The sequence below is a fragment of the Pseudomonas sp. SMV7 genome (genome assembly GCF_052041995.1).
Lineage (GTDB): Bacteria > Pseudomonadota > Gammaproteobacteria > Pseudomonadales > Pseudomonadaceae > Aquipseudomonas.
The window spans coordinates 174,124-199,389 of the sequence record NZ_JBKGGT010000006.1; the positions used below are offsets into that span (position 1 = coordinate 174,124).

At 61.6% G+C, this 25,266-nt stretch carries 24 protein-coding genes and 1 tRNA gene; 7 read left to right on the plus strand and 18 right to left on the minus strand.

Annotated features, from left to right (window positions below):
* The first annotated feature begins 218 nt into the window (after nucleotides 1–218).
* Nucleotides 219–803 carry a DUF6708 domain-containing protein gene (locus ACLEJP_RS09980; protein WP_440806254.1) on the plus strand — a complete coding sequence of 195 codons (585 nt, stop codon included), beginning with the start codon at nucleotides 219–221 and terminating at the stop codon, nucleotides 801–803.
* A 44-nt stretch (nucleotides 804–847) separates the two neighbouring features.
* Here the strand turns inward: ACLEJP_RS09980 and ACLEJP_RS09985 are convergent, their stop codons facing one another.
* The 7 genes from ACLEJP_RS09985 to ACLEJP_RS10015 all read right to left on the minus strand — a co-directional run bounded on the left by ACLEJP_RS09985 (nucleotide 848) and on the right by ACLEJP_RS10015 (nucleotide 8,255).
* The gene (locus ACLEJP_RS09985) at nucleotides 848–1,069 is read right to left on the minus strand and encodes a hypothetical protein (protein ID WP_440806026.1); all 222 of its coding nucleotides are present in this window, start codon (nucleotides 1,067–1,069) and stop codon (nucleotides 848–850) included.
* Between the two features lie 47 nt (nucleotides 1,070–1,116).
* The gene (locus ACLEJP_RS09990) at nucleotides 1,117–1,419 is read right to left on the minus strand and encodes a hypothetical protein (protein ID WP_440806028.1); all 303 of its coding nucleotides are present in this window, start codon (nucleotides 1,417–1,419) and stop codon (nucleotides 1,117–1,119) included.
* Between the two features lie 336 nt (nucleotides 1,420–1,755).
* Nucleotides 1,756–2,712: a 2-hydroxyacid dehydrogenase gene (locus tag ACLEJP_RS09995; RefSeq protein ID WP_440806029.1), complete on the minus strand. Its 957-nt coding sequence runs from the start codon at nucleotides 2,710–2,712 to the stop codon at nucleotides 1,756–1,758.
* Nucleotides 2,713–2,721: 9 nt separating this feature from the next.
* Nucleotides 2,722–4,053, minus strand: a complete 1,332-nt coding sequence (locus tag ACLEJP_RS10000) for an MFS transporter (RefSeq protein WP_440806032.1) — start codon at nucleotides 4,051–4,053, stop codon at nucleotides 2,722–2,724.
* A 98-nt stretch (nucleotides 4,054–4,151) separates the two neighbouring features.
* Entirely contained in the window at nucleotides 4,152–5,726 is a 1,575-nt protein-coding gene (locus tag ACLEJP_RS10005) for an aldehyde dehydrogenase (NADP(+)) (RefSeq protein WP_440806035.1), read from the minus strand.
* Nucleotides 5,727–5,929: 203 nt separating this feature from the next.
* The gene (gene araD1, locus ACLEJP_RS10010) at nucleotides 5,930–6,919 is read right to left on the minus strand and encodes an AraD1 family protein (RefSeq protein WP_440806038.1); all 990 of its coding nucleotides are present in this window, start codon (nucleotides 6,917–6,919) and stop codon (nucleotides 5,930–5,932) included.
* 28 nt (nucleotides 6,920–6,947) lie between these two features.
* Nucleotides 6,948–8,255: an MFS transporter gene (locus tag ACLEJP_RS10015; protein WP_440806041.1), complete on the minus strand. Its 1,308-nt coding sequence runs from the start codon at nucleotides 8,253–8,255 to the stop codon at nucleotides 6,948–6,950.
* Nucleotides 8,256–8,436: 181 nt separating this feature from the next.
* On the opposite strand from ACLEJP_RS10015, the gene ACLEJP_RS10020 reads away from it, so the two are divergent.
* A complete protein-coding gene (locus tag ACLEJP_RS10020) occupies nucleotides 8,437–10,170 on the plus strand; it encodes an IlvD/Edd family dehydratase (protein WP_440806043.1) in 1,734 nt (577 codons plus the stop codon).
* Between the two features lie 461 nt (nucleotides 10,171–10,631).
* Nucleotides 10,632–11,354: a FadR/GntR family transcriptional regulator gene (locus ACLEJP_RS10025; protein ID WP_170030392.1), complete on the plus strand. Its 723-nt coding sequence runs from the start codon at nucleotides 10,632–10,634 to the stop codon at nucleotides 11,352–11,354.
* 48 nt (nucleotides 11,355–11,402) lie between these two features.
* Here the strand turns inward: ACLEJP_RS10025 and ACLEJP_RS10030 are convergent, their stop codons facing one another.
* Nucleotides 11,403–12,065: an HD domain-containing protein gene (locus ACLEJP_RS10030; RefSeq protein ID WP_440806046.1), complete on the minus strand. Its 663-nt coding sequence runs from the start codon at nucleotides 12,063–12,065 to the stop codon at nucleotides 11,403–11,405.
* 361 nt (nucleotides 12,066–12,426) lie between these two features.
* Here ACLEJP_RS10030 and ACLEJP_RS10035 point away from each other — a divergent pair, with 361 nt between their 5' ends.
* On the plus strand, nucleotides 12,427–12,669 hold the full coding sequence (locus ACLEJP_RS10035; RefSeq protein WP_440806048.1) for a hypothetical protein: 243 nt from the start codon (nucleotides 12,427–12,429) through the stop codon (nucleotides 12,667–12,669).
* An 85-nt stretch (nucleotides 12,670–12,754) separates the two neighbouring features.
* Nucleotides 12,755–13,018, plus strand: coding sequence for a DUF3077 domain-containing protein (locus ACLEJP_RS10040; RefSeq protein WP_440806050.1), 264 nt, complete (start codon nucleotides 12,755–12,757; stop codon nucleotides 13,016–13,018).
* Nucleotides 13,019–13,115: 97 nt separating this feature from the next.
* Here the strand turns inward: ACLEJP_RS10040 and glsB are convergent, their stop codons facing one another.
* A complete protein-coding gene (glsB, locus tag ACLEJP_RS10045; RefSeq protein WP_186677418.1) occupies nucleotides 13,116–14,024 on the minus strand; it encodes a glutaminase B in 909 nt (302 codons plus the stop codon).
* A 1,044-nt stretch (nucleotides 14,025–15,068) separates the two neighbouring features.
* On the opposite strand from glsB, the gene ACLEJP_RS10050 reads away from it, so the two are divergent.
* Both ACLEJP_RS10050 and ACLEJP_RS10055 read left to right on the plus strand, forming a co-directional pair.
* Nucleotides 15,069–16,406: a DNA cytosine methyltransferase gene (locus ACLEJP_RS10050; protein WP_440806052.1), complete on the plus strand. Its 1,338-nt coding sequence runs from the start codon at nucleotides 15,069–15,071 to the stop codon at nucleotides 16,404–16,406.
* Entirely contained in the window at nucleotides 16,399–17,292 is an 894-nt protein-coding gene (locus ACLEJP_RS10055; protein WP_440806054.1) for a NotI family restriction endonuclease, read from the plus strand. Before ACLEJP_RS10050 ends, ACLEJP_RS10055 begins: the two co-directional genes overlap by 8 nt.
* Nucleotides 17,293–17,694: 402 nt before the next feature.
* On the opposite strand, the gene ACLEJP_RS10060 is transcribed toward ACLEJP_RS10055, so the two are convergent.
* From ACLEJP_RS10060 to thrS, 9 genes are all read right to left on the minus strand, one after another.
* Nucleotides 17,695–17,771, minus strand: a tRNA-Pro gene (locus ACLEJP_RS10060).
* Nucleotides 17,772–17,883: 112 nt separating this feature from the next.
* On the minus strand, nucleotides 17,884–18,240 hold the full coding sequence (locus tag ACLEJP_RS10065) for a MerR family transcriptional regulator (protein ID WP_170030400.1): 357 nt from the start codon (nucleotides 18,238–18,240) through the stop codon (nucleotides 17,884–17,886).
* Entirely contained in the window at nucleotides 18,221–18,523 is a 303-nt protein-coding gene (gene ihfA, locus ACLEJP_RS10070; RefSeq protein WP_003250679.1) for an integration host factor subunit alpha, read from the minus strand. Before ihfA ends, ACLEJP_RS10065 begins: the two co-directional genes overlap by 20 nt.
* A gap of 4 nt (nucleotides 18,524–18,527) precedes the next feature.
* Nucleotides 18,528–20,909, minus strand: a complete 2,382-nt coding sequence (gene pheT / locus ACLEJP_RS10075) for a phenylalanine--tRNA ligase subunit beta (protein ID WP_440806055.1) — start codon at nucleotides 20,907–20,909, stop codon at nucleotides 18,528–18,530.
* 33 nt (nucleotides 20,910–20,942) lie between these two features.
* On the minus strand, nucleotides 20,943–21,959 hold the full coding sequence (gene pheS, locus ACLEJP_RS10080; protein WP_110743936.1) for a phenylalanine--tRNA ligase subunit alpha: 1,017 nt from the start codon (nucleotides 21,957–21,959) through the stop codon (nucleotides 20,943–20,945).
* Nucleotides 21,960–22,068: 109 nt separating this feature from the next.
* Nucleotides 22,069–22,425 carry a 50S ribosomal protein L20 gene (rplT, locus tag ACLEJP_RS10085; RefSeq protein WP_003250671.1) on the minus strand — a complete coding sequence of 119 codons (357 nt, stop codon included), beginning with the start codon at nucleotides 22,423–22,425 and terminating at the stop codon, nucleotides 22,069–22,071.
* A gap of 27 nt (nucleotides 22,426–22,452) precedes the next feature.
* The gene (rpmI, locus tag ACLEJP_RS10090; protein WP_003250667.1) at nucleotides 22,453–22,647 is read right to left on the minus strand and encodes a 50S ribosomal protein L35; all 195 of its coding nucleotides are present in this window, start codon (nucleotides 22,645–22,647) and stop codon (nucleotides 22,453–22,455) included.
* A 61-nt stretch (nucleotides 22,648–22,708) separates the two neighbouring features.
* Nucleotides 22,709–23,260 carry a translation initiation factor IF-3 gene (gene infC, locus ACLEJP_RS10095; protein WP_440806058.1) on the minus strand — a complete coding sequence of 184 codons (552 nt, stop codon included), beginning with the start codon at nucleotides 23,258–23,260 and terminating at the stop codon, nucleotides 22,709–22,711.
* On the minus strand, nucleotides 23,260–25,182 hold the full coding sequence (gene thrS / locus ACLEJP_RS10100) for a threonine--tRNA ligase (protein ID WP_440806061.1): 1,923 nt from the start codon (nucleotides 25,180–25,182) through the stop codon (nucleotides 23,260–23,262). Before thrS ends, infC begins: the two co-directional genes overlap by 1 nt.
* Nucleotides 25,183–25,266 lie beyond the last annotated feature (84 nt).

A 25,266-nucleotide genomic window follows, 5' to 3' on the forward strand; every position in this document is an offset into this window, starting at 1 on the left:
CAAAAATACTTTCGGAGCGGGCTTTATGCTGGAGTCATGATCTGCCCGATGTCAGTTCGAGTGCAGTTCCACGCATAAGCTTCGAAGACGTACATCCCTCGCCAAACTTTTTTGATGGGGTATGCCTGTAGCTTCCTCGTTCTACTGTCAGTTTGCGTGGCATCATCACATTAACAGGAGTGCCGATACTGGCTTTTACTATTGGTGCCCTTATCTACATGCCTGGCATTTTTTTTGATATTAATTGGTCGGGTGACTGGCATATTGACCTACTAGCCTCGCTAACGATTTTAATAGGCATATGGGCTACCGCGACATACATAAAGATAGATTTGGTGCTACCACGGGACGAACCTATCCGCTTCAATCGCCTACGACGCAAAATCTATCTCTATCAATTCAGATTCCACTACATCTATCTGTTCAGCCGCAAACACTGGGGCTTAAAACCGGTCGCCTACAACTGGGACGACATAACCGCCGAAGTCTACCGAGTCTACGCCCCCGGCCACGGTGGCCTGATCGAAAACGTCATGCTGTCAATCCGCAATTCGGAAACCAACGAAGTCATCGACCGCGTGTTCTTCACCCACGACCTCCGCCGCGGCGAAGCCTACTGGGCCATCGCCAGGCTGTTCATGCAGCAAGGCCCTGAAGCGCTGCCGAAGTTCGTCCACCCACCCCGTGACTGGAACGACGACGATGGCCTGAGCCACATGCATTGCCTGGCACCAAAAGTTCACTGGCCGGAAGACATAGACCGTGAATCCCGTACTGCCCCGTCTGAGGTGGAGGATCGATGATCGTGCCGCGGTTGGGCAGCCTTACTGTACGTCTGCCCAGCCAATCATTCCCTGCGTTGGTCCAGCCCTACGGCAGGCCGCTCGACGCTCTGCCTGCCATCATCAGCCAGGCCATCATCCGCCTGGCCATCGCCGCCCTCTTCTTCGTTCATCAGCGGGTCGTCATCAGGGTCGGGGATGGTCGGCCGATCGGGGTCAACTGCCGGGTCGGGTGAAGTGGGCAAGTCAGGGTTCGTACCGCCTTGTGCACTCGGATCGGGGCTCATCGCTGCATACCTCTCACAAAACTGTTAAACGAATCTCGGGGCACCTATCAGCGCGGTTGCGGATGCTCGGCAGAAACCGAATTGTTGGCTTCCACATCCTGCATCTCTTCCTCGACAGGCCCCTCGTCATCCGTAGGTAACGGGACTTCCCCAGCACCGCTGCCGGCTTGCTCGTCGTTGGTCCTTGCGCTGCCATTGTCCCGATCCAGCTGCCCGTCCTGGTCCGAGCCGGGGTTGCCAGGCGGTGGGTCCCAATCGACGGGACGCTTTTCGGACCACGCCTCGCCGACGCCTTGCCTTGGCTCGGACTCGGTTTTCTCGAGCCCGGGGCCTTTCTGATCGTTTGCCATGGAAGTTCTCCTCGGTTTGCGCATTGATCGCGCATACAGATCGGACGGGAAACGGCCAGCAGCAGTGCCTTGGGTTCGACAGGTGGCGCAAAAGGCCGGGGTACCGATCATGGCTTGCCGCTCTGGACAGCCGTTCCCCTTTAGGGTTCGGAGGCCGTCAAGGCCCTGTTCAACACGAGGATCGGCCAAGTCACCGAGCGCCGGTTCCTGTATCGCGACATAAAGCAAGGCAAACGAAGGTGTTCGAGGCTGACCGGTTGGGGCGCTCGACCACCTTGTAAGCCAGGCCGATACCGGCGCCTGCTGGACGCTGCCGCTTGCTGGCTGTGCGCAGCCCTACAAAACAGGATGGTTCGGTACCCTGCCCTCGAGCACCGCTGCCAACTCGGCCGCCGCAGTACGCGCCATCAATGCCCGCGCCTCGACGGTGGCCGAACCGATGTGCGGCAGCGCCACCACCTGGGGCAACGCCAGCAACGGCGAGGCGGCCGGCAGCGGCTCTTGCTCGAACACGTCCAACCCGGCCGCGCCGAGTTGCCCCTCGACCAGCGCCTGCACCAGCGCGGCCTCATCGACCACAGCACCACGGGCGATATTGACGAACACTGCATCGGCCCGCATGGCTGCGAACTGCTCGCGGCCGAACAAGTGATGCGTGGCCGGACTCAGCGGCACGCAGACGCAGACGAAGTGCGCCTCGCTCAACAATTGTTGCAGCGTCACCCGCCTTGCGGCGAACTGCGCCTCATACTCGGGCTTGGCACTATTGCCGCTGTACAGCACCTGCATGCCAAAACCGAAATGCCCGCGCCTGGCCACCGCCGCACCGATGCGGCCAAGCCCGACGATACCCAAGGTCTTGCCATGCACATCGCGGCCGAAGCGCGTGGCGTCGATAGCCTGCGTCCACTCGCCATCACGCACCATCCGCGCCAGCTCGCCAGCGCGTCGGGCAGCCATCATCAGCAACATGAACCCGGTATCGGCGGTGGCTTCGGTCACCGCATCCGGGGTGTTGGTCAAGCGGATACCGCGCTTGCGCAAGTACGCCAGGTCATAGTTGTCGAAACCCGCAGACACGCTGGCAATGGCCTTCAATGCCGGGGCCTGGTCAAGCAGCTCCGCCCCCAGCGGCAAGGTACTGCCGATCAGCCCGTCGGCAGTGGCCAGCGCCGCAAGAAAGCGTTCGCGGTCGGCCAGCGGCTGGTCGAAACGCTGGAAGTGGTAACGCCGGCCCAGCTCGGCCAGCACCTCGGCACTGGAAATCGGGCCGAAGGAAACGACATGTTGCATGGAACCTCCTCAGTCGATGCGCGTTTCAGGTTGAGCCGCGTACAGCCGCCGCGGCACGCCCCAGATGATCAATACCACCGCCAGCAGGCTGACGGCCGTCAGCAGCCACAGTGCCGGGGTCGGCGACCCGCTGACGTCGCGTACCCTGCCGACCAGATACGGGCCGACAATGCCGCCGAGCTGGCCGATGGAGTTGATCAGCGCAATACCCGCCGCCGCCGCCAGGCCGGCCAGGTACTTCGGCGGCAGGGTCCAGAAGATCGGCATCCAGGCGATGATCCCGGTCATGACCAGGCTCATGCCGAGCATCAGCAGCCACAGCTGGCCGCTGAAACCCGCGCATAGCGCATAGCCTGCGGTGGTCATGGCGGCACAGCTCGCCATGTGCCAGCGACGCTCGCCGCGCAGGTCGGAGCTGCGGCCGATCAGCAGGTTGCCCACTACCGCCAGCAGGTACGGGATCATCGTCAGCAAACCGATGTCCATGGCATCGGCCACGCCAGCATTGCGAATCAACTGCGGCATCCAGAACAGCAGCCCGGTCAGTGCCATCACCAGGCACAGGTAGATCGCCGACAACGCCAGCGAGGCCGGCTCGCGCAGGATGGCGCGAACCGAGCTGCCTCCTTCGGGCCTGGGCTCGGCATCGAGGCGCTCGCGCAGGTAGCGCTTTTCTTCCGCGTCGAGCCAGCGGGCATCCTCGATGCGGTCACTGACCAGCCACAGCACCAGCAGGCCCAGCAGTACCGACGGCAGCCCCTCGAGCAGGAACAGCCACTGCCAGCCGGCCAGCCCGTTGACCCCGTCGAAGTGGCTGAGAATGAACCCCGCCAACGGGCCACCGACGATGCCGCACAGGCAGATCGAGCTCTTGAAATAGGCATTGATGCGCGCACGGCGGTCGCTGGGGTACCACTGGGTGAAGAAGTACAGCACCCCGGGTACGAAACCGGCTTCCATCACACCGATGAGGAAACGCAGCACGTAGAACCAGGTTTCGCTGGTGACGAACATCATCGCCGCCGAGGTCAGGCCCCAGCTGATCATGATGCGGGCGATCCAGATGCGCGCGCCGATGCGGTGCAGCAACACGTTGCTCGGCACCTCGAACAGGAAGTAGCCGACGAAGAACAGGCTCGCGCCCAGCCCGTAGACCGCGTCGCTGAAGCCCAGCGCGCTCTGCATCTGCAGCTTGGCAAAACTGATGTTGACGCGGTCCAGGTAGGCGAACAGGAAACACACGATGAACAGCGGCACGATGCGCCAGTTGATCTTGCGGAACAGATGGTTATCCAGCGATTCCCGCGCGACCAGGTCGGCGGGTAAGGAGCGACTGGGCATGGCTGCAACCTCTTGTTGTTGTTCTTGGGGTATGGGTCGAATGCCCGCCCGGGCCTTGGCCGGGCGGGGGCAGCGAGACAACGTCGAAGCTCAAGGAATCAGGCCAGCGCCTCGCGGCTGTGCTGACCATCGACCAGGCGTTGCAGGCCCAGCGGGTTGGCGTTTTTCAGGGCGTCGGGCAGCAGCGCATCGGGGTAGTCCTGGTAGCACACCGGGCGCAGGAAACGGTCGATGGCCAAGGTGCCGACCGAGGTGCCACGCGCGTCGGACGTGGCCGGGTACGGCCCGCCATGCACCATCGCATCGCACACTTCCACGCCGGTCGGGTAGCCGTTGACCAGCAGGCGCCCGGCCTTGCGCTGCAGCACCGGCACCAGCGCGGCGAAGCGCTGCAAGTCTTGCGGCTCGGCAATCAGGGTGGCGGTCAGTTGCCCATGCAGGGCTTGCACGGCGCGGCGCAGTTCGGCTTCGTCGGCAACGGCGACGGCCACCGTGGCCGGGCCGAAGACCTCTTCCTGGAGCAAGGCGTCACCGTTCAGCAGCAGGCTCACGTCGGCCTGGAACAGCTGTGCCTGGGCCTGGTCACCCGCCTGTTCGGCGCCGGCCAGATGGCGCACGCCCGGGTGCTGGTGCAGGCGTTGTACACCTTGGATATAGCTGCGCAGGGTGCCGGCATTGAGCATGGTCTGCCCGGGCTGGTCGGCCAGTTGCGCGCCAAGCGCGGTGAGGAAGCGGCTGAACGCTTCGCCAGCGATACCCAGCACCAGCCCAGGGTTGGTGCAGAACTGCCCGCAGCCCAGCACCACCGAGCCGGCCAGCTCCCTGGCCACCTGCTCGCCCCGGGCCTGCAAGGCCGCCGGCAAGACCAGCACCGGGTTGATGCTGCTCATTTCGGCGAACACCGGGATCGGCTGCGGGCGTGCTGCCGCCAGCTCGCACAGGGCACGGCCGCCTTTGAGCGAACCGGTAAAGCCCACCGCCTGGATCGCCGGGTGGCGCACCAGCGCTTCGCCGACACCGGCACCGTAGATCATGTTGAACACGCCGGCGGGCATGCCGGTGGCGAGCACGGCGCGCTCGATCGCCTCGGCCACCTGCTCGGCGGTGGCCATGTGGCCGCTGTGCGCCTTGACCACCACCGGGCAGCCGGCGGCCAGCGCTGCGGCGGTGTCACCGCCAGCGGTAGAGAAGGCCAGCGGGAAGTTACTGGCGCCGAACACCGCCACCGGGCCGACGCCGGTGCGGTACTGGCGCAGGTCCGGGCGTGGCAGCGGTTGGCGCTGTGGCTGGGCGCGGTCGATGCGCGCGCCGAGGAAATCGCCGCGGCGCAGCACGTTGGCGAACAGGCGCATCTGGTTGCTGGTGCGCGCCCGTTCGCCCTGGATGCGCCCGGCCGGCAGCGCGGTTTCGCGGCACACGGTGGCGATGAAGCTGTCGTCCAGCGCATCCAGCTGGTCGGCAATGGCATCGAGGAACTGCGCACGGCGCTGCGGCGCCATGCCGTTGTATTCGGCAAACGCCGCTTCGGCAGCCTGCGCGGCGGCGTCCACTTCTTCAGGTGTGGCCTGGGCAAAGGCCAGCGGCAAGGCTTCGCCGGTACGCGCATCGAGGCTGTGCAGGCGCACGCTGCCGGCGGCGCTGCGCTGGCCGCCAATGAAGTTGCTTCCGGTCATGGTTGACTCCTGTAATGAGAAAGAAGGTTCAGATGCGCGTGTCAGGCAGTTAGCGGAAAGGGGGTGCTGCGCAGCCCTTCGCGGGCTCGCCCGCTCCCACAGGGACCGCGCAGTTCTGGCCGCTTGCGCCGTATTTGTGGGAGCGGGCGAGCCCGCGAAGGGCCGCAAAGCGGCCCCGATTCATCAATCGGCTGGCAGCGAGCTCAAAGGCTTTTCACCACCCCGGGGCGGACCTGCGCGGGCGCTGCTGCAATGCCGTTGCGCAGCGGCTGGCCAAAGGCATCGAGGCTGACCTCGAAGGTATCGCCCGGGCGCGCCTGGATGCCGTCGGCGAACGACAGCGTGGCGGTGCCGAAGTAATGCACGTGGATATCGCCAGCGCGCAAAAACTGCGGGTACTTGAAATGGTGGTATTCCAGGTTCTCGAAGCTGTGGCACATGTTCTGCTCGCCCGACAGGAACGGCTTGCGCCACAGCTCCTGGCCGTCGCGCAGGATGCGGCTGGTACCTTCCAGGTGGGCCGGCAGCGCGCCCAGGCGCAGCTCGGGGCCGAAGCTGCAGGCGCGCAGCTTGGAGTGGGCCAGGTACAGGTAGTTGCGCCGCTCCATCACATGGTCGGAAAACTCGTTGCCCAGCGCATAACCGAGACGATACGGCGTGCCGTCGGCAGCGATCAGGTACAGCCCGACCAGCTCCGGCTCCTCGCCGGCATCCTCGGCAAACGCCGGCAGCGGCAGGTCGGCGCCCGGGCGCACGACGATGCCGCCGTCGCCCTTGTAGAACCATTCCGGCTGCGCCCCCTCCTCGCCTGCCGGCGGTCGACCGCCGTCCAGGCCCCACTGGAACATGCGCATGCTGTCGGTCACGCTGCCTTCGGCCTGCTGCTGGTGCATCTTGTCGCGGGTGGCGGCGCTGCCCAGGTGGGTCAGGCCGGTGCCGGTGACCAGGCAGTGCGCCGGGTCGGGATGGTCCAGCGGCGGCAATACCCGGCCTTCGGCCAGCAGGGCCAGGTAGTCGTGGCGCTCGCCGAGGCCGGCGGCCTGCACTTCGGCGGCCAGGTCACGGCCGGCAGCAATGGCTTGCAGGGCCAACTCACGGGTGCTGCCGGCGCCACGTACTTCCAGGGCGTACTCGCCTTCCACCACGCCCACCCGGCGCGCGCCGGTGGCGGTTTCGAATTGAATCAATCGCATGCTTGTGCTCGCTCTTCGGTTGCGAAAGTTAGCGGGAGGCCGGGGCTACCCGCGTGGAAGCCAGGCGCTGGCGGCGCTCGAGGCGGTTGTAGACCACCCCGGTCAGCAGCAAGCCGAACAGCATCACCACGGCCAGGAAATACAGGCCCGACGACAGCTGCCCGGTGTGCTCCTTGAGCGCGCCGATGCCGAACGGGCCGAGGTAGCCGCCGAGGTTGCCGATGGAGTTGATCAGCGCGATGCCGGCAGCGGCACTGGCACCGGAGAAGAACCGCCCCGGCAAGGTCCAGAAAATGGCCGTGCAGGAGAACAGCGCGAAGGCCACCAGGCACAGCGCCGCCAGCTGCAGGCCGGGCACGCTCAGCCAGGCACTGAGGAACAGGCCGAGCGCCCCCAGGGCGTACAGCAGGCCGAGGTGGCCATAGCGGTCATTCAGGCGGTCGGAACTGCGCGGCACGATCAGCAGGCCGATGATGCCGAACAGGTACGGCACCGCCGAAACGAAGCCAGTGACCAGGTCGCTGCCGCCAAACTGGTGGATCAGCGTCGGCAGCCACAGGCCCAGGCCGTAGATGCTCAGGGTGACCGGCAAGTAGAACAGCGCCAGCAACAGCACCCGCCCGTCCTTCAACGCATGCAGGGGGTTGCCGTGGCGGGTCTGGCCGAACTCGCGCAGGTCGTTGGCCAGCTGTTCCTGCAGCCAGCTGCGTTGCTCGTCGCTGAGCCAGCGCACCTTGGCCGGGCCGTCCGGCAGCAGGCGCAGGGTTGGCCAGGCCAGCAGCACCGCCGGGGTGCCGATGCAGATGAACAGCCATTGCCAGCCATGCAGGCCGAAGTTGCCATCAAGCCCCAGCAGCGCGCCGGAAAGCGGCCCGGTAACCAGCATCGCCAGCGGCTGGGAAAGGATGAAGAAGCCGAGGATCTTGCCGCGATGGCGCACCGGGTACCACTGGGTGATGTAGTACAGCACCCCCGGGAAGAAGCCCGCCTCGGCCGCCCCCAACAGAAAGCGCATCAGGTAGAAGCCGTTGGGCCCGCTGACGAACGCCATGCCGACGGTGATCGCGCCCCAGGTGACCAGGATGCGGGCGAACCAGCGGCGCGCGCCGAAGCGGTCGAGCAACAGGTTGCTGGGCACCTCGAACAGGAAGTAACCGATGAAGAACAGCCCGGCGCCCAGGCCATAGGCCGCGTCACCCAGGCCGATGTCGGCGCCCATGTGCAGCTTGGCAAAGCCCACCGCAGAACGGTCGACATAGGCCACCAGGTACAGCAGGACCAGAAAAGGGATGAGTTTCAGTGTGATCAGGCGGACGAGCCGCTGCTCCTGAATCATGGCGATGTCTCCGATTGTTCTTGTAATGGGCACAGCACCTGGTCGGGCTTTTTGGCAGGCCATCGACCGGAAAATCGATCTTATAGTATTACTATTTAAAACAACAAGCCTTCACATAGCGCATTTTTGTCGATACAGTCAGTCGCACAACGACAAATAGTAATACTAATTAGGTGTCCCCATGTCTGATCACAAACGCCCGCTGCGCTCCGCCCAATGGTTCGGTACCGCTGACAAGAACGGTTTCATGTACCGCAGCTGGATGAAGAACCAGGGCATCCCGGACCACGAGTTCCAGGGCAAGCCGATCATCGGCATCTGCAACACCTGGTCGGAGCTGACCCCGTGCAACGCGCACTTCCGCAAGATTGCCGAGCACGTCAAGAAAGGCGTGCTGGAAGCGGGCGGCTTCCCGGTGGAGTTCCCGGTGTTTTCCAGTGGCGAATCCAACCTGCGCCCCACCGCCATGCTCACCCGCAACCTGGCCAGCATGGATGTGGAAGAGGCGATCCGCGGCAACCCGGTGGATGCCGTGGTGCTGCTGACCGGCTGTGACAAGACCACCCCGGCGCTGCTGATGGGGGCGGCGAGCTGCGACGTGCCGGCGATCGTGGTCACCGGCGGGCCGATGCTCAACGGCAAGCACAAAGGCAAGGACATTGGCGCCGGCACCATCGTCTGGCAGATGCACGAGGCCTACAAGGCCGGGCAGATCGACCTCAACGAATTCCTCTCGGCCGAGGCCGGCATGTCGCGCTCGGCGGGTACCTGCAACACCATGGGCACCGCCTCGACCATGGCCTGCATGGCCGAGGCGCTGGGCACCTCGCTGCCGCACAACGCCGCTATCCCGGCGGTGGATGCACGCCGCTACGTGCTCGCCCACCTGTCGGGGATGCGCATTGTCGACATGGTGCGCGAAGACCTGCGCCTGTCGAAGCTGCTCACCCGCGAAGCGTTTGAAAACGCCATCCGCGTCAACGCCGCCATTGGTGGCTCGACCAACGCAGTGATCCACCTCAAGGCCATCGCCGGGCGCATCGGCGTGGACCTGCAACTGGAAGACTGGACCCGCATCGGCCGCGGCACGCCGACCCTGGTCGACCTGCAACCTTCGGGGCGCTTTTTGATGGAAGAGTTCTACTACGCCGGTGGCCTGCCCGCGGTCATCCGCCGCCTGGGCGAACATGGCCTGCTGCCCAACCCGGGCGCGCTGACCGCCAACGGCAAGAGCCTGTGGGACAACTGCCAGGCTGCGCCGCTGTATGACGAAGAAGTCATCCGCCCGATCGACAAGCCACTGGTGGCCGACGGCGGCATCTGCATCCTGCGCGGCAACCTGGCGCCCAAGGGGGCCGTGCTCAAGCCGTCGGCGGCCACCCCGGCGCTGATGCAGCACCGCGGCCGGGCAGTGGTGTTCGAGAACTTCGAGGACTACAAGGCGCGCATCAACGACCCCGCGCTGGAGGTGGACGCCAATTCGGTGCTGGTGATGAAGCACTGCGGGCCGAAGGGCTACCCGGGCATGGCCGAGGTCGGCAACATGGGCCTGCCGGCCAAGCTGCTGGCCCAGGGCGTGACCGACATGGTGCGCATTTCCGACGCGCGCATGAGCGGCACAGCGTATGGCACCGTGGTGCTGCACGTGGCGCCGGAGGCTGCGGCGGGTGGGCCACTGGCGGCCGTGCGTGAAGGCGACTGGATCGAACTGGATTGCAAGGCAGGCCGCCTGCACCTGGACATTTCCGACCAGGAACTGGCCGGCCGCCTGGCCGACCTGCAAGCCCCGCCGCAGCTGATCAGCGGTGGCTACGCCAGGCTGTACCTGGACCACGTGATGCAGGCCGACGAAGGTTGCGATTTCGACTTTTTGGTCGGTTGCCGCGGCGCGGCGGTGCCCAAGCACTCGCACTGATGCCTGAAGCCTGTCGGTTAGCGTCATTGGAGCTGCTGCGCAGCCCATCGCGCCGGATTCTTCGCGGGTAAACCCGCTCCCACAGGTACTGCGCTGGCTTCACGTTCACGCTACAGCTGTGGGAGCGGCCGTGGCCGCGAACACCGGCAAAGCCGGTGCCATCCTCCGCGCCGCCTGCTTCGCGGGCATGCCCGCTCCCACAGGTACTGCGCTGGCTTCGCGTCGACGCTACACCTGTGGGAGCGGCCGTGGCCGCGAACACCGGCGCAGCCGGTGCCATCCTCCGCGCCGCCTGCTTCGCGGGCATGCCCGCTCCCACAGGTACTGCGCTGGCTTCGCGTTGACGCCACACCTGTGGGAGCGGCCGCGGCCGCGAACACCGGCGCAGCCGGTGCCATGCACCGCGTTGACGCGCTAATGCTATGATGCTGCCCCCGCCCGAAGGATCGCCTCCGCCGCACATGAACTACCGCCAGCCCACCACGCGCAAGAGCATGCACGCCACCCTGGTCCAGGACCTTGGCGTACAGATCGTATCCGGCCAACTCGCACCTGGGCAGAAGCTGCCCTCCGAGGCCAGCCTGTGCGAAACCTACGCGATCAGCCGGCCGGTATTCCGCGAGGCCATGCGCGCCCTCACCGCCAAGGGCCTGATCGAAGCCCGCCCGCGTACCGGCACCCTGGTGCGGCCCCGGCACGACTGGCACATGCTCGACCCGGATGTGCTGCACTGGCTGATGCAGGCCACGCCGCAGCAGGAGTTCTTCAACATGCTGTCCAGCGTGCGCTGGGTCATCGAGCCCGCCGCCGCCGCGCTGGCCGCCACCAACGCCAGCGCCGAGGACGTCGCGTCGATCGCCGAGGCCTACCAGCGCATGGAAGCCGCACGCAACCATGAAGAGCGCCTGCAACCCGACCTGGACTTCCACGCCCGCATCGCCGACGCCACCCACAACGACCTGCTGGCCTACCTGTGCAACATGCTGTCGATGGCGCTGCGCGAGTCGGTGCGCTATTCCAACCAGCGGGCGAATTTCGACGAACTCGCCCTGCCCCGGCACAAGGCAATCCTCACCGCCATCCAGAACGGCGACGCGCTGGGCGCGCGGCATGCTTCACTGGTGCAACTGGAGGATGCCCGCGTGGCCCTGGCCAAGGTGCTGGGCCAGGACCCGGCCAGCTGAGGCGGCGCTTGAACGGGGGCGTAGACGTTTAGCCAGGTTCCACTTGGGTCAGCCAACGCCGTTAGCCCCGACCTCCTCCATGAAATCCGCTAGATAGGCTTCCAGCCGCGCATGGCGTTCGGCAGCCAGGCGCGCCCCTTCGGCCGTCTTGAAGCCCGATGCCAGCTTGAGCAGCTTGGTATGAAAGTGCTCGATGGCGTAGGCCGAATCCTGATACGCCCGCCCATGAGCAGCGGGATTCTCGAAATCGTACAGCGCCGAGCCCATCCGCCCGGAAACGTAGAAACAGCGGGCAATACCCACCGCACCGATGGCGTCCAGGCGATCACTGTCCTGCAGAATTCGGGCTTCGAGGCTCGCTGGCTCGAAACCTGCGGAATAGCTGTGCGTTTTGATCGCATGGGCCACCTGCTCGACACGCGGCAACGGCCAGCCAAGCGCGGTGAGGATGGCGCTGGCCTTGTCGGCCGCTAAGCTCGACGCCTGCTTGCGCAAAGGTGAGTTCTTTTCGACTGGCACACAGTCGTGCAGTACCGTCGCGGCCAGCAGGACTTCAAGGTCGCCGCCCTCTGCCCGCTGGATTCGCTGCGCGTTTACCCATACGCGGTGGATGTGGGCCAGGTCGTGGGAACCATCGTGGTGGTCTGGTGGGAGATGTTTCAGCAGTTGAGCGGCGAGGTGTTGGAAAGGGGCGAAAGCTTCGCTGGTCATTGCTGGTGCGTTCCATTTCGGGTGTAGCCGTCGGTTTCAGAGTCCTGCATGGCGAGAAGCTGATTCGCGAAAAAATCAGAATTAACCCCTTCCTTGTAGGCCATTTCCCAAAGATACTCCCCTTCCCTGTTTTTCGTTGCGGTCATTTTTACAGCGTTCTAGTCTCGGTCCGTCGTTGCATATCAACGACCGGCTTTGACAGGCCGCGACGATACACAGTGCATACCCGTTCATGGCGGTTGTGCATGGGGCACGCTCGCGTGCGCCGGTTTCTGTGTTCGCCGGTCTGTCAACCCATGTACAGCTGCCACCTTTCCGTTTGACAGCGGGCTGGCGGTGGGCCCACCGAGAACACAGTGAAATGCTAAAAATTGTTCCAGATCCGCCTCATAACCTCCCATCCCTTGAAAACACTCTGATCCAGGCGACGGATTACGCATTGTGCGCGTCGACTGTCGTCCATCAGGCAATGCTCCTGCATCCCAAGTCATCGGCATCCATTCTAATGATGGCCTCGATGCATGAGTTGGAGACGCTGCGAGCCCTGCTTGAGCAAGTGCTGATCCAGGTGCAAATGCCCTTTGAGCCACGGCCCTTGCACTAAGGCCTTAACGTTGTGTCGCCTGGGCTGCCTTATTGCCGGCGATAGGGCCAGCGCAGGCACTAGAGATTTTCGGGGAGATTGAACAATGCCCACTGAAGAAACCAAATGCACCGTTGGCAAGACCACTTTCTACCAAGGTGAAAACCAGACCCATCCCCTCTTCCGCATCGAAGCCGGCATCCCTTGCCAGAGCGCCCGCGAACAGGCCTCGGAATTGATGGGCTACGCACGGGACCTCACCCTGGACGGCTTGATGGAAGACAAGCCACAGCTGATATGGGCTTCGCACTACCTGTGCGCGTTAGCCAAGGCGCTGATGGATGATGCCGAGCTGGGCATGATGCGCTGAACGTCCCCCAATGAATTGCCTTCAAGATCTGGAGCGCAGCACAGACTTGAAGGCAATTCGTACGCCCTGCCACATGGCTAGCCAGCATTGCTGCTGATCAGAACACCGACCATCCGATCCGCGAACTCAACAGCTCAAGCGCTGCCATCCCGGCCAGAGAGTTGCCCGCAGCGTTCAGCTCTGGTGACCACACGCACACAGTGAATTGACCTGGCACGATCGCCACGATGCCACCGCCCACCCCACTCTTGCCCGGCAACCCCACACGGTAGGCGAAATTGCCCGCCTCGTCATACAGCCCGCTGGTGGCCATGATCGAGTTCACCTGCTGGGTCTGGCGCGGGGTGAGAATTTGCGAGCCGCTGTGCTTGCAGAAACCATCGTTAGCAAGGAAGCAGAACGCCCGGGCCAGGTCCAGGCAGTTCATTTGCAGCGCACAGTAGCTGAAATAGCTACGCAGTACCGTTTCGACTTCGTTATGGAAGTTGCCGAACGACTGCATCAGGTACGCCATGGCGGCGTTACGCGCGCGGAACTGGTACTCCGAATCAGCAACGCGCGCATCGATCGAGATATGCGGGTTACCCGACAGCCGCCGCACGAAATCGCGCATCGACAAGGTAGGTGCTGCAAAGCGTGACTGGTTGATATCGCAAATCACCAACGCACCCGCGTTGATGAACGGATTGCGCGGGCGCCCGCGTTCGAACTCCAGCTGTACCAGCGAGTTGAACGGCTGGCCGGAGGGCTCATGGCCAAGCCGCTCCCAGATGGCCTCGCCCGAGTGGCCAATCGCCTGGACCAGGCTGAACACCTTGGAAATACTCTGCACCGAAAACGGCACCAGGGCGTCGCCTGCGCAGTGATAACTGCCATCGTTGCCGTAGACGGCGATGCCCAACTGGTTCGCCGGCACGTCGGCCAGCGCAGGGATGTAGTCAGCCACTTTGCCCTTGCCGATCAAGGGACGTACTTCTTCGAGAATCTCGTTCAACAGCGTTTGCATGGAGGGCCCTGTATCAATCCCCAGACGACGGCTTAGGGGTAGTATTCTTGACGAAGGTCAAGCGGGAGAAATCACACATTCGACAAGAAATGGCCGAGACTACCATGGTGGGCTGCGGCCACGGGGCCAGCAGGATCAGGCGGGCTTGTACCTGCAGGCGGTGCTGAGCAAACCATCGTCGGATACAATGAGAACAGGCTGAAAGCTGGTCAAACCTAACGGGCGGTTTCGTGGTGAAGGTAAATCGCACTTTTACATCTGCAAGCTGCCGTGCCTATAGCTCGAACGCATGTGTATGCGCCTTAACGCTCTGTGTCGACGATGGGCTGTGCCCATCGGCAACAACCAGCCAAAAACCAGATTCAGCTACCGCTATCGGCTTTCAGCTCTCGGAATTTCAGGCTCAGACGCTCGCGGCTAGTTGTGTGCCGATTCGCTACGCAGAGAAAAAATGCGAATGCTGGCATGATCTTGTCCAGTCAACGCGCATGTATAAGCACTATTCAAATGCTTTCTGTGCTAGCGAGGCTGCTGACGCAGCGGGCCAGTAGCATCGAGTGCCTGACCTCGCCTCAGTGAATGTCGATCTGATTATGCAAGCTGAGCTGAGTGGATGCTTTCGGAGCGGAGACCTAAGGACACCTTGGCCCGTCACCGCCGCCAGACAGCTCCTAAAGCCTTCGATCGCTGTTCGCTTGCCTACGCTGCGCTAGTCGGCCATGATATGGATACACATATGTGTATCCAGGATTCCCATAGTTATGAGCAGCAAAGACGTTGGCTTGCGCATACGCATTGAAAAAGATCTGCGCGAGGCATTTCAGTCAGCATGTACAGCAGAGGAACGGAAAGCATCCGAGGTGCTTCGCGAATTTATGCAGTGCTACGTCGAAAGACACGAACGCGGTCAAGGGGCGTTGTTCCCTGAGCCAAGCGAGCCAAGACTGAACTGACTGATCCCTCTCGAGAGAGTCGGAAAACGATAGGGGCAGCGGCGGCAACCGCTACCCCTATCTAACCACCCCTACTGACAGAAGTAGAGAAATGGCTATTGAGCATGATATGACGATTGACGTTAGCGGTAAAAATGTTCCGGAGGGAGCATTGCCCCGCCTTGGCAACCCTAAAACGATGTCTGGTCCACTTACCCACGGAGGAACGGGCATGGCTCCGCGCCGAACTATCGATCTTTTTTGTGGCGCAGGAGGTATCACCGAGGGCTTTCGCCAGGCTGGTTACACCAGCTTGTATGGTAATGACATCATGCCCGAAGCGATAGAGACCTTCCGCCTCAACCACCCTGAAGCCATTGCGGATTGTCGCCCCATCGAGGAAGTTGATCCCGCCGCAATCCGCGCCCAACTCGGCCTGGATAGGGGTGAACTCGATGTGCTAGTCGGCGGGCCTCCTTGCCAAGGCTTTTCAATTAACGCGCCCGAACGCTTCCTTGAGGACCCTCGTAACAAGCTTTTCAGGCACTATGAGCGATTTCTTGAGGAATTCATGCCTCAAGCCTTTGTGTTTGAAAACGTGCCAGGCCTTTTGTCGATTGGTGATGGTAAGGTTTACCGGCACATTATCGAAATCTTCACGAACCTCGGCTACCACGTCACCGCCAAGATTCTTTTTGCTGCACACTATGGCGTACCCCAAGAGCGCTGGCGATTGATCCTTCTGGGGTCTCTGACGGGCCCTATTGAGCATCCTGCCCCCTCGCATTACGCTGTAGGCCGAGCTAACTTCCGAGGTGGCAACACCATGACGTTCCAGCTCGGTGAGCTAGATCGTGAGAGCCTCAAACCCGCCGTGACGGTAAGTGAAGCAATTTCAGACCTACCTCCACTTGAAATGGGCGAAGGCGCGGAGACAATTGAATATCTCAGCCCCGCTGAAAGCAGTTTTGCAAAAAGTATTCGCAACCCAAGTGGTGAAACCTATAATCATTTCGCGGCTAAATTGTCGAAGCAAAATGCAGAGCGGATGATGCACGTACAACCAGGAGGATCCTGGAGAGATATTCCGTTCGAATTACTACCGAAAGGGATGCAACGCGCTCGACGATCAGACCACACTAAGCGTTATGGGAGATTGCATCCTGATCGACTACCAGGCACAGTTTTGACGAAATGTGATCCACACTGGGGAACAGTTTTCCTTCCGTACCAAAACCGCACCCTCACAGTGCGTGAAGCTGCACGCTTCCAGTCGTTCCCTGATACGTATAAGTTTTTAGGTTCGCGTGTCAGCCAATATGAACAAGTCGGGAATGCGGTTCCGGTATTGATGGCAAAAGCGATAGCAGAGAAGCTTTTAGCCCACTGGGCATCCAACAAAACTAGGGTTGTTCCTAGACAACATCAAAAGGAACTTGCGTTTGGCTAGCCGAATCATTGAGCTTTTCGGATATGCACCTACTGATCAATCACAGAAGGCCCGCCAAGCGCGGGCCAACTCAGAGTGCCCATTTGTAGCCTCGAAGTGCGTAAAAACGCTGAGCAACGGTGATATTAGTGGCGTTTGCACCCTCAAGCCTATGACTACAGGCCCTGTGATTTGCTGCCCGTACCGCCTTTATGCTGATGACTATCGCATTTTATTGGATGTTGCGAAGGTAGCATTTGAGGGCGATGTGGAGCTTTTCCGCGGCAATGAGGCCCGAGCAGCTACAGTGTCGCCTGGCAAGATAAAAGTTGCTGTTTTTGGCAAAAGATGGGGAAAGGAGCTCAGGCTTCCAAATCGCGGTAAGTCCGGCGGTTACTTTGTCGATTGGGTTTTGGCGCGACTCGACGACAAGGGCGATTTGAAAGACTTCGTGGCCATCGAAGTCCAGTCTATTGACACCACTGGTAACTACCAAGAAGAGCGGCGTGCGTATCTGAACAACGAGGAACCAACGAAGGCTAGCACTGCGGGATTCAACTGGGAAAATGTCAATAAGCGCATCCTTCCTCAGCTAATTTATAAAGGCCATGTCCTCAGAAGGGAGCGGCTTTGTCGCAGCGGCTTATTCTTTGTCTGTCCTAAACCAGTCAACGACAAAATTCGCGAGAGGCTCGGCGGCACTTTGTATGAGTATCAACTCCAGCCTGGGTCACTTTCATTAATGTGGTACGACATTGGCGAGGAAGTGCCTGAGGGGCAGATTCGAGAGCTGAAGGCAGAGGGGGTGTTCACCACCACCGTTGACCAAGTCGCGAATGCATTTACCTCTCCTAGCAACCTGCCGAATGAAAATGTCTACCGGGACGCAATTCTTGCCCAGTTGTGACGACTCGACGAGATGCTTCAAATGGGGAAAGTCTGTGGCAACCTCTCGCCTCGCTGCACGCAGATTGACCTGGAATCGTGGCTACTCCCCGTTTCAATCATTTTGCTCCTCCGCCGGCACCATACGTCCGTCTGGCACTAAAATAGCTTAATCCAATGATGTATGCCGGAAGACTTCAGAACGCCCGATGAACGACATCGGGCTTTTTTTGCAACACCATTTGAAGCAAGCAGAATAAAGATTTGATCAACCAATGCCAAAAGCAGCGAAGGTTCGCACAGCGCCAACTTTGATTGCGTCTAAATGGATCTTCGAGAATTAGTGATGGGAGATGTAAAGCTTATTCAGGACGGACTGTGCAAACAAAAAAGCCACCCAAAGGTGGCTTAATTGTTTAAATAATGGTCGGGACGGAGTGATTCGAACACTCGACCCCTTGCACCCCATGCAAGTGCGCTACCGGGCTGCGCTACGCCCCGACTGGGCTTTGAAGCATGTTCTCAATGCTACCGAGAACGTTGAAGAATGTACCCTAACCTCCTGATAAATGAAAGCTTTTTCTCAAAAAATTTTCACTCATCACCAACCAGGTCACTTCTTCAACACCACCAACACATCCTCCAATTCAACAATCATCTGCCGAATCAGCTGCTTGTACTGGCTAGACTCATCCTTGGCCTCCTCACTGGAAAGCCTCAACCGCGCCCCACCAATGGTGAAGCCCTGATCATAAAGCAGCGCACGAATCTGGCGAATCATCAGCACGTCCTGGCGCTGATAATACCGCCGGTTCCCCCGCCGCTTCACGGGATTGAGCTGGTCGAACTCCTGCTCCCAATACCGCAGCACGTGCGGTTTTACCGCACAAAGCTCACTCACCTCACCGATGGTGAAGTACCTTTTGCCCGGTATAGGGGGCAGTTCGTCGTTATGGCTTGGTTCCAGCATAGGCCTCAACCCGGGCCTTCAACTTCTGCCCTGGACGAAAGGTGACGACGCGCCGTGCAGTGATCGGGATTTCTTCCCCAGTCTTGGGGTTGCGGCCCGGCCGCTGGCGTTTGTCGCGAAGGTCGAAGTTGCCGAAACCGGACAGCTTGACCTGCTCGTTCTCTTCAAGTGCGTGCCGAATTTCTTCGAAAAACAGCTCGACCAGCTCCTTGGCCTCACGCTTGTTAAGCCCTAGCTCCTCGTACAGCCTTTCGGCCATCTCAGCTTTCGTCAGAGCACCCATGCCGTTATTTCCTTAACGTGGTGTTCAACCTTTGTTCGAGCGAGGTGAGGATGTTTTGCAGTGCGGCGTTCACCTCATCGTCGTTAAGAGTGCGCGATGGATGCTGCCAGGTCAAGCCGACGGCCAGGCTTTTTCTATCAGGATCAATGCCTTTACCCTGGTAGACATCAAACAGCCTGAGGTCTGTGAGCCATTCGCCTGCATTGTCACGAATTACTTCAAGCACCGCGCTAGAAGCGACATCACGTCCTGCGATCAAAGCCAGGTCACGACGGGTTTCCGGGAACTTGGACAGCTCGCTGAACTTCGGCAGGCGGCCTTCGACCACGTCACCCAGCACCAGCTCGAAGAGGAACACCGGGCGGTCCAGGTCCAGGGCCTTGGCCAGCTCTGGGTGGATGGCGCCGAGGTAGCCGACCAGCTTGCCGTCACGCTCGATGGCGGCGGTTTGGCCCGGGTGCAGGGCGGGGTGCTTGCCGGCGCTGAAGGTGAAGTCGCCCAGCGCGCCGGAGTAGCCTAGCAGGGCTTCCACGTCGGCCTTCACGTCGAAGAAGTCGACGCCGTCGCGGCCGTTGGCCCAGCCTTCCGGCAGGCGGCTGCCGGTGACCACGCCGGCGATCATCGGTTGCTGCTGCAGGTCGCCGAGCTGGCCGACGAAGCGCAGGCCGCTTTCGAACAGGCGCACGCGGTCTTGCTGGCGGTTCAGGTTGTGCTGCAGGGCCTTGACCAGGCCCGGCCACAGCGAGGCGCGCATGGCGGCCATGTCGCTGGAGATCGGGTTGGCCAGCAGCAGCGGCTCTACGCCCGGGCTGAACAGTTCGAACAGTTTCGGGTCGATGAAGCTGTAGGTGATGGCTTCCTGGTAGCCGCGGGCAACCAGCAGGCGGCGCAGGGTCGGCAGGTCACCGCGGGTTTCTGGCTTGCCTTGCGGCGCCAGGCGGGCTTGCGGGTAGCGCACCGGCAGGTTGTTGTAGCCGTACAGGCGGGCCAGCTCTTCGATCAGGTCTACTTCCAGGCTGATGTCGAAGCGGTGGCTTGGGACGTTGACGGTCCACTGCCCTTCCCCGTTAGGAGTCGTGGTCAGTTCCAGGGCATTGAGCAGTTGCTCGACCTGGGCGGGGTCCATTTCCATGCCGAGCATCTGGGTGATGCGTTCGGCGCGCAGGGTCACCGGGGCGACGTGCGGCAGGTGCTGTTCGCTGACGGCTTCGACCACCGGGCCGGCTTCGCCGCCGACGATGTCGAGCAGCAGCTGGGTGGCGCGCTCCATGGCTTCGCGGGCCAGCTGCGAGTCGACGCCGCGCTCGTAGCGGTGCGAGGCATCGGTGTGCAGGCCGTAGGAACGGGCTTTACCGGCGACGGAAATCGGCTCGAAGAAGGCGCTTTCCAGGAACAGGTCGCGGGTTTTTTCGGTGTTCACACCGCTGTGCTCGCCACCCATGACGCCGGCGATGGCCAGGGCGCGGGTGTGGTCGGCGATGACCAGGGTGTCGGCGCGCAGGGCCACTTCCTGGCCGTCGAGCAGGACGAGTTTCTCGCCTTCTTCGGCCATGCGTACGCGGATGCCGCCGTTGATTTCCGCCAGGTCGAAGGCGTGCATCGGCTGGCCGAGTTCGAGCATCACGTAGTTGGTGATGTCGACGGCAGCGTCGATGCTGCGCACGTCGCTACGGCGCAGGCGCTCGACCATCCACAGCGGGGTCGGCTTGCTCAGGTCGACGTTGCGGATGACGCGGCCCAGGTAGCGTGGGCAGGCCGCCGGGGCGCTGACTTCGACCGGGCGCACTTCGTCGTGGGCAGCCGCTACGGCTGGCACTACCGGGCGGGTAACCGGGGTGTCGTACAGGGCGCTGACGTCGCGGGCCAGGCCGGCGATGGACAGGCAGTCGCCGCGGTTCGGGGTCAGGCCGATCTCGATGCTGGCGTCGTCCAGGCTCAGGTATTGGCGAATGTCTTCACCCACCGGAGCGTCGGCGGCCAGTTCCAGCAGGCCGTCGTTCTCTTCGCTGATCTGCAGCTCGGCAGCCGAGCACAGCATGCCGAACGACTCGACGCCGCGCAGCTTGGCCTTCTTGATCTTGAAGTCGCCGGGCAGTTCGGCGCCGATCATGGCGAACGGGATCTTGATGCCTGGGCGGGCGTTAGGGGCGCCGCATACCACCTGGAAGGTTTCCTGGCCGTTGCTGACCTGGCACACGCGCAGCTTGTCGGCGTCCGGGTGTTGTTCGGTGGCGAGAATCTCGCCCACGACGATGCCGCTGAACTGGCCGGCAGCGGGGGTGACGCTGTCGACTTCGAGGCCGGCCATGGACAGGCGGGCGACCAGTTCGTCACGGGAGACTTGCGGGTTTACCCAACCGCGCAGCCACTGTTCACTGAATTTCATGCTGTTCTCCTGAAAGTTGCGTCGGGCATTGACCTAGCGGAATTGCGCGAGGAAGCGCAGGTCGTTGTCGAAGAACAGACGCAAATCGTTGACGCCATAGCGCAGCATGGCCAGGCGCTCGGCGCCCATGCCGAAGGCGAAGCCCTGGAACTCTTCCGGGTCGATGCCGGACATGCGCAGTACGTTCGGGTGCACCATGCCGCAACCCATTACTTCCAGCCAGCCGGTTTGTTTGCACACGCGGCAGCCTTTGCCGGAACACATCACGCACTGGATGTCGACTTCGGCGGACGGCTCGGTGAACGGGAAGAACGATGGGCGGAAACGCACCGCCAGTTCTTTCTCGAAGAACACCCGCAGGAATTCCTCGATGGTGCCCTTGAGGTCGGCGAAGTTGATGTCGCGATCGATCAGCAGGCCTTCGACCTGGTGGAACATCGGCGAGTGGGTGATATCCGAGTCGCAACGGTACACGCGGCCCGGGCAGACAATGCGGATCGGCGGCTGGGTGGACTCCATGGTGCGCACCTGCACCGGCGAGGTGTGGGTGCGCAGCAGCATGTTGGCGTTGAAGTAGAAGGTGTCGTGCATCGCCCGCGCCGGGTGGTGGCCGGGGATGTTGAGCGCTTCGAAGTTGTGGTAGTCGTCTTCCACCTCGGGGCCTTCGGCGATGCCGTAGCCGATGTGGGTGAAGAACTGCTCGATGCGCTCGAGTGTACGGGTGATCGGGTGCAGGCCACCGGTGGCCTGGCCGCGGCCTGGCAGGGTGACGTCAATGCATTCGGCCGCCAGGCGAGCGCTGAGCTCGGCTTCTTCGAAGGCCGCCTTGCGGGCATTGAGCACCACGGTAACGCGCTCTTTGGCGTCGTTGATCAGCGCGCCGACTTTCGGCCGCTCTTCGGCTGGCAGGTTGCCCAGGGTCTTCATCACCTGGGTCAGTTCGCCCTTCTTGCCGAGATAATTAACCCGGATCTGTTCCAGGGCATTGATGTCTTCAGCGCGCTCCACAGCTTCCAGGGCTTGGGAGACCAGCGCATCCAGGTTTTCCATGTACAGACTCCAGATACGAAAATAGGGGAAGAGCTTTGAAGGCTCTTCCCCTATCGATGACGTTCAATGCCCGACGGCGCTGGCGCCGCCGGGTGATTGTCGCGGGTACTTAAGCCAGAACGGCTTTAGCTTTCTCGACAATCGCAGCAAACGCCGCTTTTTCGTTCACTGCCAGATCGGCCAGAACCTTACGGTCGATTTCGATCGAAGCCTTTTTCAGGCCAGCAATCAGACGGCTGTAGGACAGACCGTTGGTGCGGGCACCGGCGTTGATACGAGCGATCCACAGTGCGCGGAACTGACGCTTCTTCTGACGACGGTCACGGTAGGCATATTGACCAGCCTTGATGACCGCCTGCTTGGCAACGCGGAATACGCGCGAGCGTGCACCGTAGTAGCCTTTAGCCAGTTTCAGAATTTTCTTGTGACGCTTACGAGCGATGACGCCACGCTTAACACGAGCCATGAGTAACTTCCTCTATCTAAACCAGAATTAACGTACGCGCAGCATGCGCTCGACTTTTGCCACGTCAGACGGGTGCAGCAGGCTGGCACCGCGCAGTTGACGCTTACGCTTGGTCGACATTTTGGTCAGGATGTGGCTCTTGAAAGCGTGCTTGTGCTTGAAGCCGGAAGCGGTCTTCAGGAAGCGCTTCGCAGCACCGCTCTTGGTTTTCATTTTTGGCATGTTGGAACTCCGCATTCGATAAAATTACACAATAATCATCAGGCCTGCCGTGCCCGGGAGATTACTTCTTCTTTTTGGGGGCGATGACCATCATAAGCTGGCGTCCTTCCATCTTCGCATGCTGCTCAACGGAGCCGTATTCGGCGAGGTCGGCTTCGACCCGCTTCAACAGCTCCATGCCCAGCTCCTGGTGGGCCATCTCACGGCCGCGGAATCTCAGAGAGATCTTGGCCTTGTCCCCATCGGTAAGGAAACGTACCAGGTTGCGTAGTTTTACCTGGTAATCCCCTTCTTCCGTCCCTGGACGAAACTTGATTTCTTTAATCTGGATCTGCTTCTGGTTCTTCTTGGCTTCGTTGGCCTGCTTCTTCTTCTCGAAGAGGTGCTTGCCGTAGTCCATCACCTTGCAGACGGGCGGCTGCGCGTCGGCAGAAATTTCCACCAGATCCAGCTTCGCTTCATCAGCGATACGAAGCGCTTCATCAATCGAGACGATGCCAATCTGCTCGCCGTCAGCGCCAATTAACCGAACCTCGCGTGCCGAGATATTCTCGTTGATCGGGGCTTTCGGTGCAGTTCGTTTATCGTTTCTCATTTCACGCTTAATAGTCATTACTCCGATTCTAGGCGACCGCGCTGGGCAACAGCGCTGTTGAGCAGCTGCGTGAATTCAGCCACCGGCATGGAGCCGAGGTCTTTGCCTTCACGGGTGCGTACGGCGACGGTCTGCGTTTCGACTTCGCGATCCCCTATAACCAAAAGGTACGGGACCTTGAGCAAAGTATGCTCGCGGATTTTAAAGCCGATCTTCTCATTTCTCAAGTCCGACTTGGCACGGAAACCGCTACCGTTCAGGGTATTTTCCACCTCGAGGGCGAAATCGGCCTGTTTGTCGGTGATGTTCATGATCACCGCCTGGGTTGGCGCCAGCCAGGCCGGGAACACACCGGCGTAGTGCTCGATCAGCATGCCGATGAAGCGCTCGAACGAACCGAGGATGGCGCGGTGCAGCATGACCGGGCGCACCCGGCTGTTGTCTTCGGCGATGTAGCTGGCATCCAGGCGCTCGGGCAGGTTCGGGTCGTACTGCAGGGTACCGCACTGCCAGCTACGGCCGAGGCAGTCGCGCAGGGTGAACTCGATCTTCGGCCCGTAGAAGGCGCCCTCGCCCGGCTGGTATTCCCACTCCAGGCCCGATTCGTTCAGGGCGTCGGCCAGTGCACCTTCGGCACGGTCCCACAGCTCTTCGGAACCGACGCGCTTGGCGGGGCGGGTCGACAGCTTCATGGCGATGTCGGTGAAGCCGAAGTCCTTGTACACGTCCAGGGTCAGCTTGATGAAGTCGGCGGCTTCTTTCTTCACCTGTTCTTCGGTGCAGAAGATGTGCGCGTCGTCCTGCACGAAGCCACGCACGCGCATGATGCCGTGCAGGGCGCCGGACGGCTCGTTACGGTGGCAGGCACCAAACTCGGCCAGGCGCAGCGGCAGGTCGCGGTAGCTCTTCAGGCCCTGGTTGAACACCTGCACGTGGCACGGGCAGTTCATCGGTTTTACCGCGTAGTCACGGCTTTCCGACGAAGTAGTGAACATGTTCTCGGCGTAGTTGGACCAGTGGCCGGAACGCTCCCAGAGAATGCGGTCGACCACCTGCGGGGTCTTGATTTCCTGGTAGCCGTTGGCGCGCTGCACCTGGCGCATGTACTGCTCGAGCACCTGGTACACGGTCCAGCCGTTGGCATGCCAGAACACCATGCCCGGGGCTTCTTCCTGCAGGTGGAACAGGTCGAGCTGCTTGCCGATCTTGCGGTGGTCGCGTTTCTCGGCCTCTTCGATGCGCTGGATGTACGCGGCCAGCTGCTTCTTGTCGGCCCAGGCGGTGCCGTACACGCGTTGCAGCTGCTCGTTCTTGGCATCGCCGCGCCAGTAGGCGCCGGACAGCTTGGTCAGCTTGAACGCCTTGAGGAAGCGGGTGTTCGGCACGTGCGGGCCGCGGCACATGTCGACGTATTCTTCGTGGTAGTACAGGCCCATGGCCTGCTCGTCCGGCATGTCTTCGACCAGGCGCAGCTTGTAGTCTTCGCCACGGGCCTTGAACACGTCGATGACCTCGGCACGCGGGGTCATCTTCTTGACCACGTCGTAGTCCTTGTCGATCAGCTCCATCATGCGCTTTTCGATGGCGGCCATGTCTTCAGGGGTGAAGGGGCGCTCGTAAGCGATGTCGTAGTAGAAGCCTTCGTCGATGACCGGGCCGATGACCATCTTGGCGCTCGGGTACAACTGCTTCACCGCGTGGCCGACCAGGTGGGCGCACGAGTGGCGAATGATCTCCAGTCCCTCTTCATCTTTAGGGGTGATGATCTGCAGGGTGGCGTCGTTGTGGATCAGGTCGCAGGCATCGACCAGCTTGCCGTCGACCTTGCCGGCCACGGTGGCCTTGGCCAGGCCGGCGCCGATGGAAGCGGCGACTTCGGCTACGGATACGGCATGATCGAACGAACGTTGACTGCCATCGGGAAGAGTAATAACGGGCATGGCGCCTCCTCTCCTAGTGGTGACCCCTACCAAAGGTCACGTGGGTTGGGATGAGCCAGTACAAGATCCGACCTGCCTTCCTGC

What these genes read in the sequence shown, in the direction of transcription:
- ACLEJP_RS09995 (WP_440806029.1), bottom strand. Translation starts at nt 2,712, where the DNA reads ATGCAACATGTCGTTTCCTTCGGCCCGATTTCCAGTGCCGAGGTGCTG.
- ACLEJP_RS10040 (WP_440806050.1), top strand. Translation starts at nt 12,755, where the DNA reads ATGCCCACTGAAGAAACCAAATGCACCGTTGGCAAGACCACTTTCTAC.
- pheS (WP_110743936.1), bottom strand. Translation starts at nt 21,959, where the DNA reads ATGGAAAACCTGGATGCGCTGGTCTCCCAAGCCCTGGAAGCTGTGGAG.
- ACLEJP_RS10025 (WP_170030392.1), top strand. Translation starts at nt 10,632, where the DNA reads ATGAACTACCGCCAGCCCACCACGCGCAAGAGCATGCACGCCACCCTG.
- rplT (WP_003250671.1), bottom strand. Translation starts at nt 22,425, where the DNA reads ATGGCTCGTGTTAAGCGTGGCGTCATCGCTCGTAAGCGTCACAAGAAA.
- pheT (WP_440806055.1), bottom strand. Translation starts at nt 20,909, where the DNA reads ATGAAATTCAGTGAACAGTGGCTGCGCGGTTGGGTAAACCCGCAAGTC.
- ACLEJP_RS10015 (WP_440806041.1), bottom strand. Translation starts at nt 8,255, where the DNA reads ATGATTCAGGAGCAGCGGCTCGTCCGCCTGATCACACTGAAACTCATC.
- thrS (WP_440806061.1), bottom strand. Translation starts at nt 25,182, where the DNA reads ATGCCCGTTATTACTCTTCCCGATGGCAGTCAACGTTCGTTCGATCAT.
- ihfA (WP_003250679.1), bottom strand. Translation starts at nt 18,523, where the DNA reads ATGGGTGCTCTGACGAAAGCTGAGATGGCCGAAAGGCTGTACGAGGAG.
- ACLEJP_RS09990 (WP_440806028.1), bottom strand. Translation starts at nt 1,419, where the DNA reads ATGGCAAACGATCAGAAAGGCCCCGGGCTCGAGAAAACCGAGTCCGAG.
- ACLEJP_RS10050 (WP_440806052.1), top strand. Translation starts at nt 15,069, where the DNA reads ATGGCTATTGAGCATGATATGACGATTGACGTTAGCGGTAAAAATGTT.
- ACLEJP_RS10030 (WP_440806046.1), bottom strand. Translation starts at nt 12,065, where the DNA reads ATGACCAGCGAAGCTTTCGCCCCTTTCCAACACCTCGCCGCTCAACTG.
- glsB (WP_186677418.1), bottom strand. Translation starts at nt 14,024, where the DNA reads ATGCAAACGCTGTTGAACGAGATTCTCGAAGAAGTACGTCCCTTGATC.
- rpmI (WP_003250667.1), bottom strand. Translation starts at nt 22,647, where the DNA reads ATGCCAAAAATGAAAACCAAGAGCGGTGCTGCGAAGCGCTTCCTGAAG.
- infC (WP_440806058.1), bottom strand. Translation starts at nt 23,260, where the DNA reads ATGACTATTAAGCGTGAAATGAGAAACGATAAACGAACTGCACCGAAA.
- ACLEJP_RS10000 (WP_440806032.1), bottom strand. Translation starts at nt 4,053, where the DNA reads ATGCCCAGTCGCTCCTTACCCGCCGACCTGGTCGCGCGGGAATCGCTG.
- ACLEJP_RS10020 (WP_440806043.1), top strand. Translation starts at nt 8,437, where the DNA reads ATGTCTGATCACAAACGCCCGCTGCGCTCCGCCCAATGGTTCGGTACC.
- ACLEJP_RS09980 (WP_440806254.1), top strand. Translation starts at nt 219, where the DNA reads ATGCCTGGCATTTTTTTTGATATTAATTGGTCGGGTGACTGGCATATT.
- ACLEJP_RS10005 (WP_440806035.1), bottom strand. Translation starts at nt 5,726, where the DNA reads ATGACCGGAAGCAACTTCATTGGCGGCCAGCGCAGCGCCGCCGGCAGC.
- ACLEJP_RS10035 (WP_440806048.1), top strand. Translation starts at nt 12,427, where the DNA reads ATGCTAAAAATTGTTCCAGATCCGCCTCATAACCTCCCATCCCTTGAA.
- ACLEJP_RS10065 (WP_170030400.1), bottom strand. Translation starts at nt 18,240, where the DNA reads ATGCTGGAACCAAGCCATAACGACGAACTGCCCCCTATACCGGGCAAA.
- ACLEJP_RS09985 (WP_440806026.1), bottom strand. Translation starts at nt 1,069, where the DNA reads ATGAGCCCCGATCCGAGTGCACAAGGCGGTACGAACCCTGACTTGCCC.
- araD1 (WP_440806038.1), bottom strand. Translation starts at nt 6,919, where the DNA reads ATGCGATTGATTCAATTCGAAACCGCCACCGGCGCGCGCCGGGTGGGC.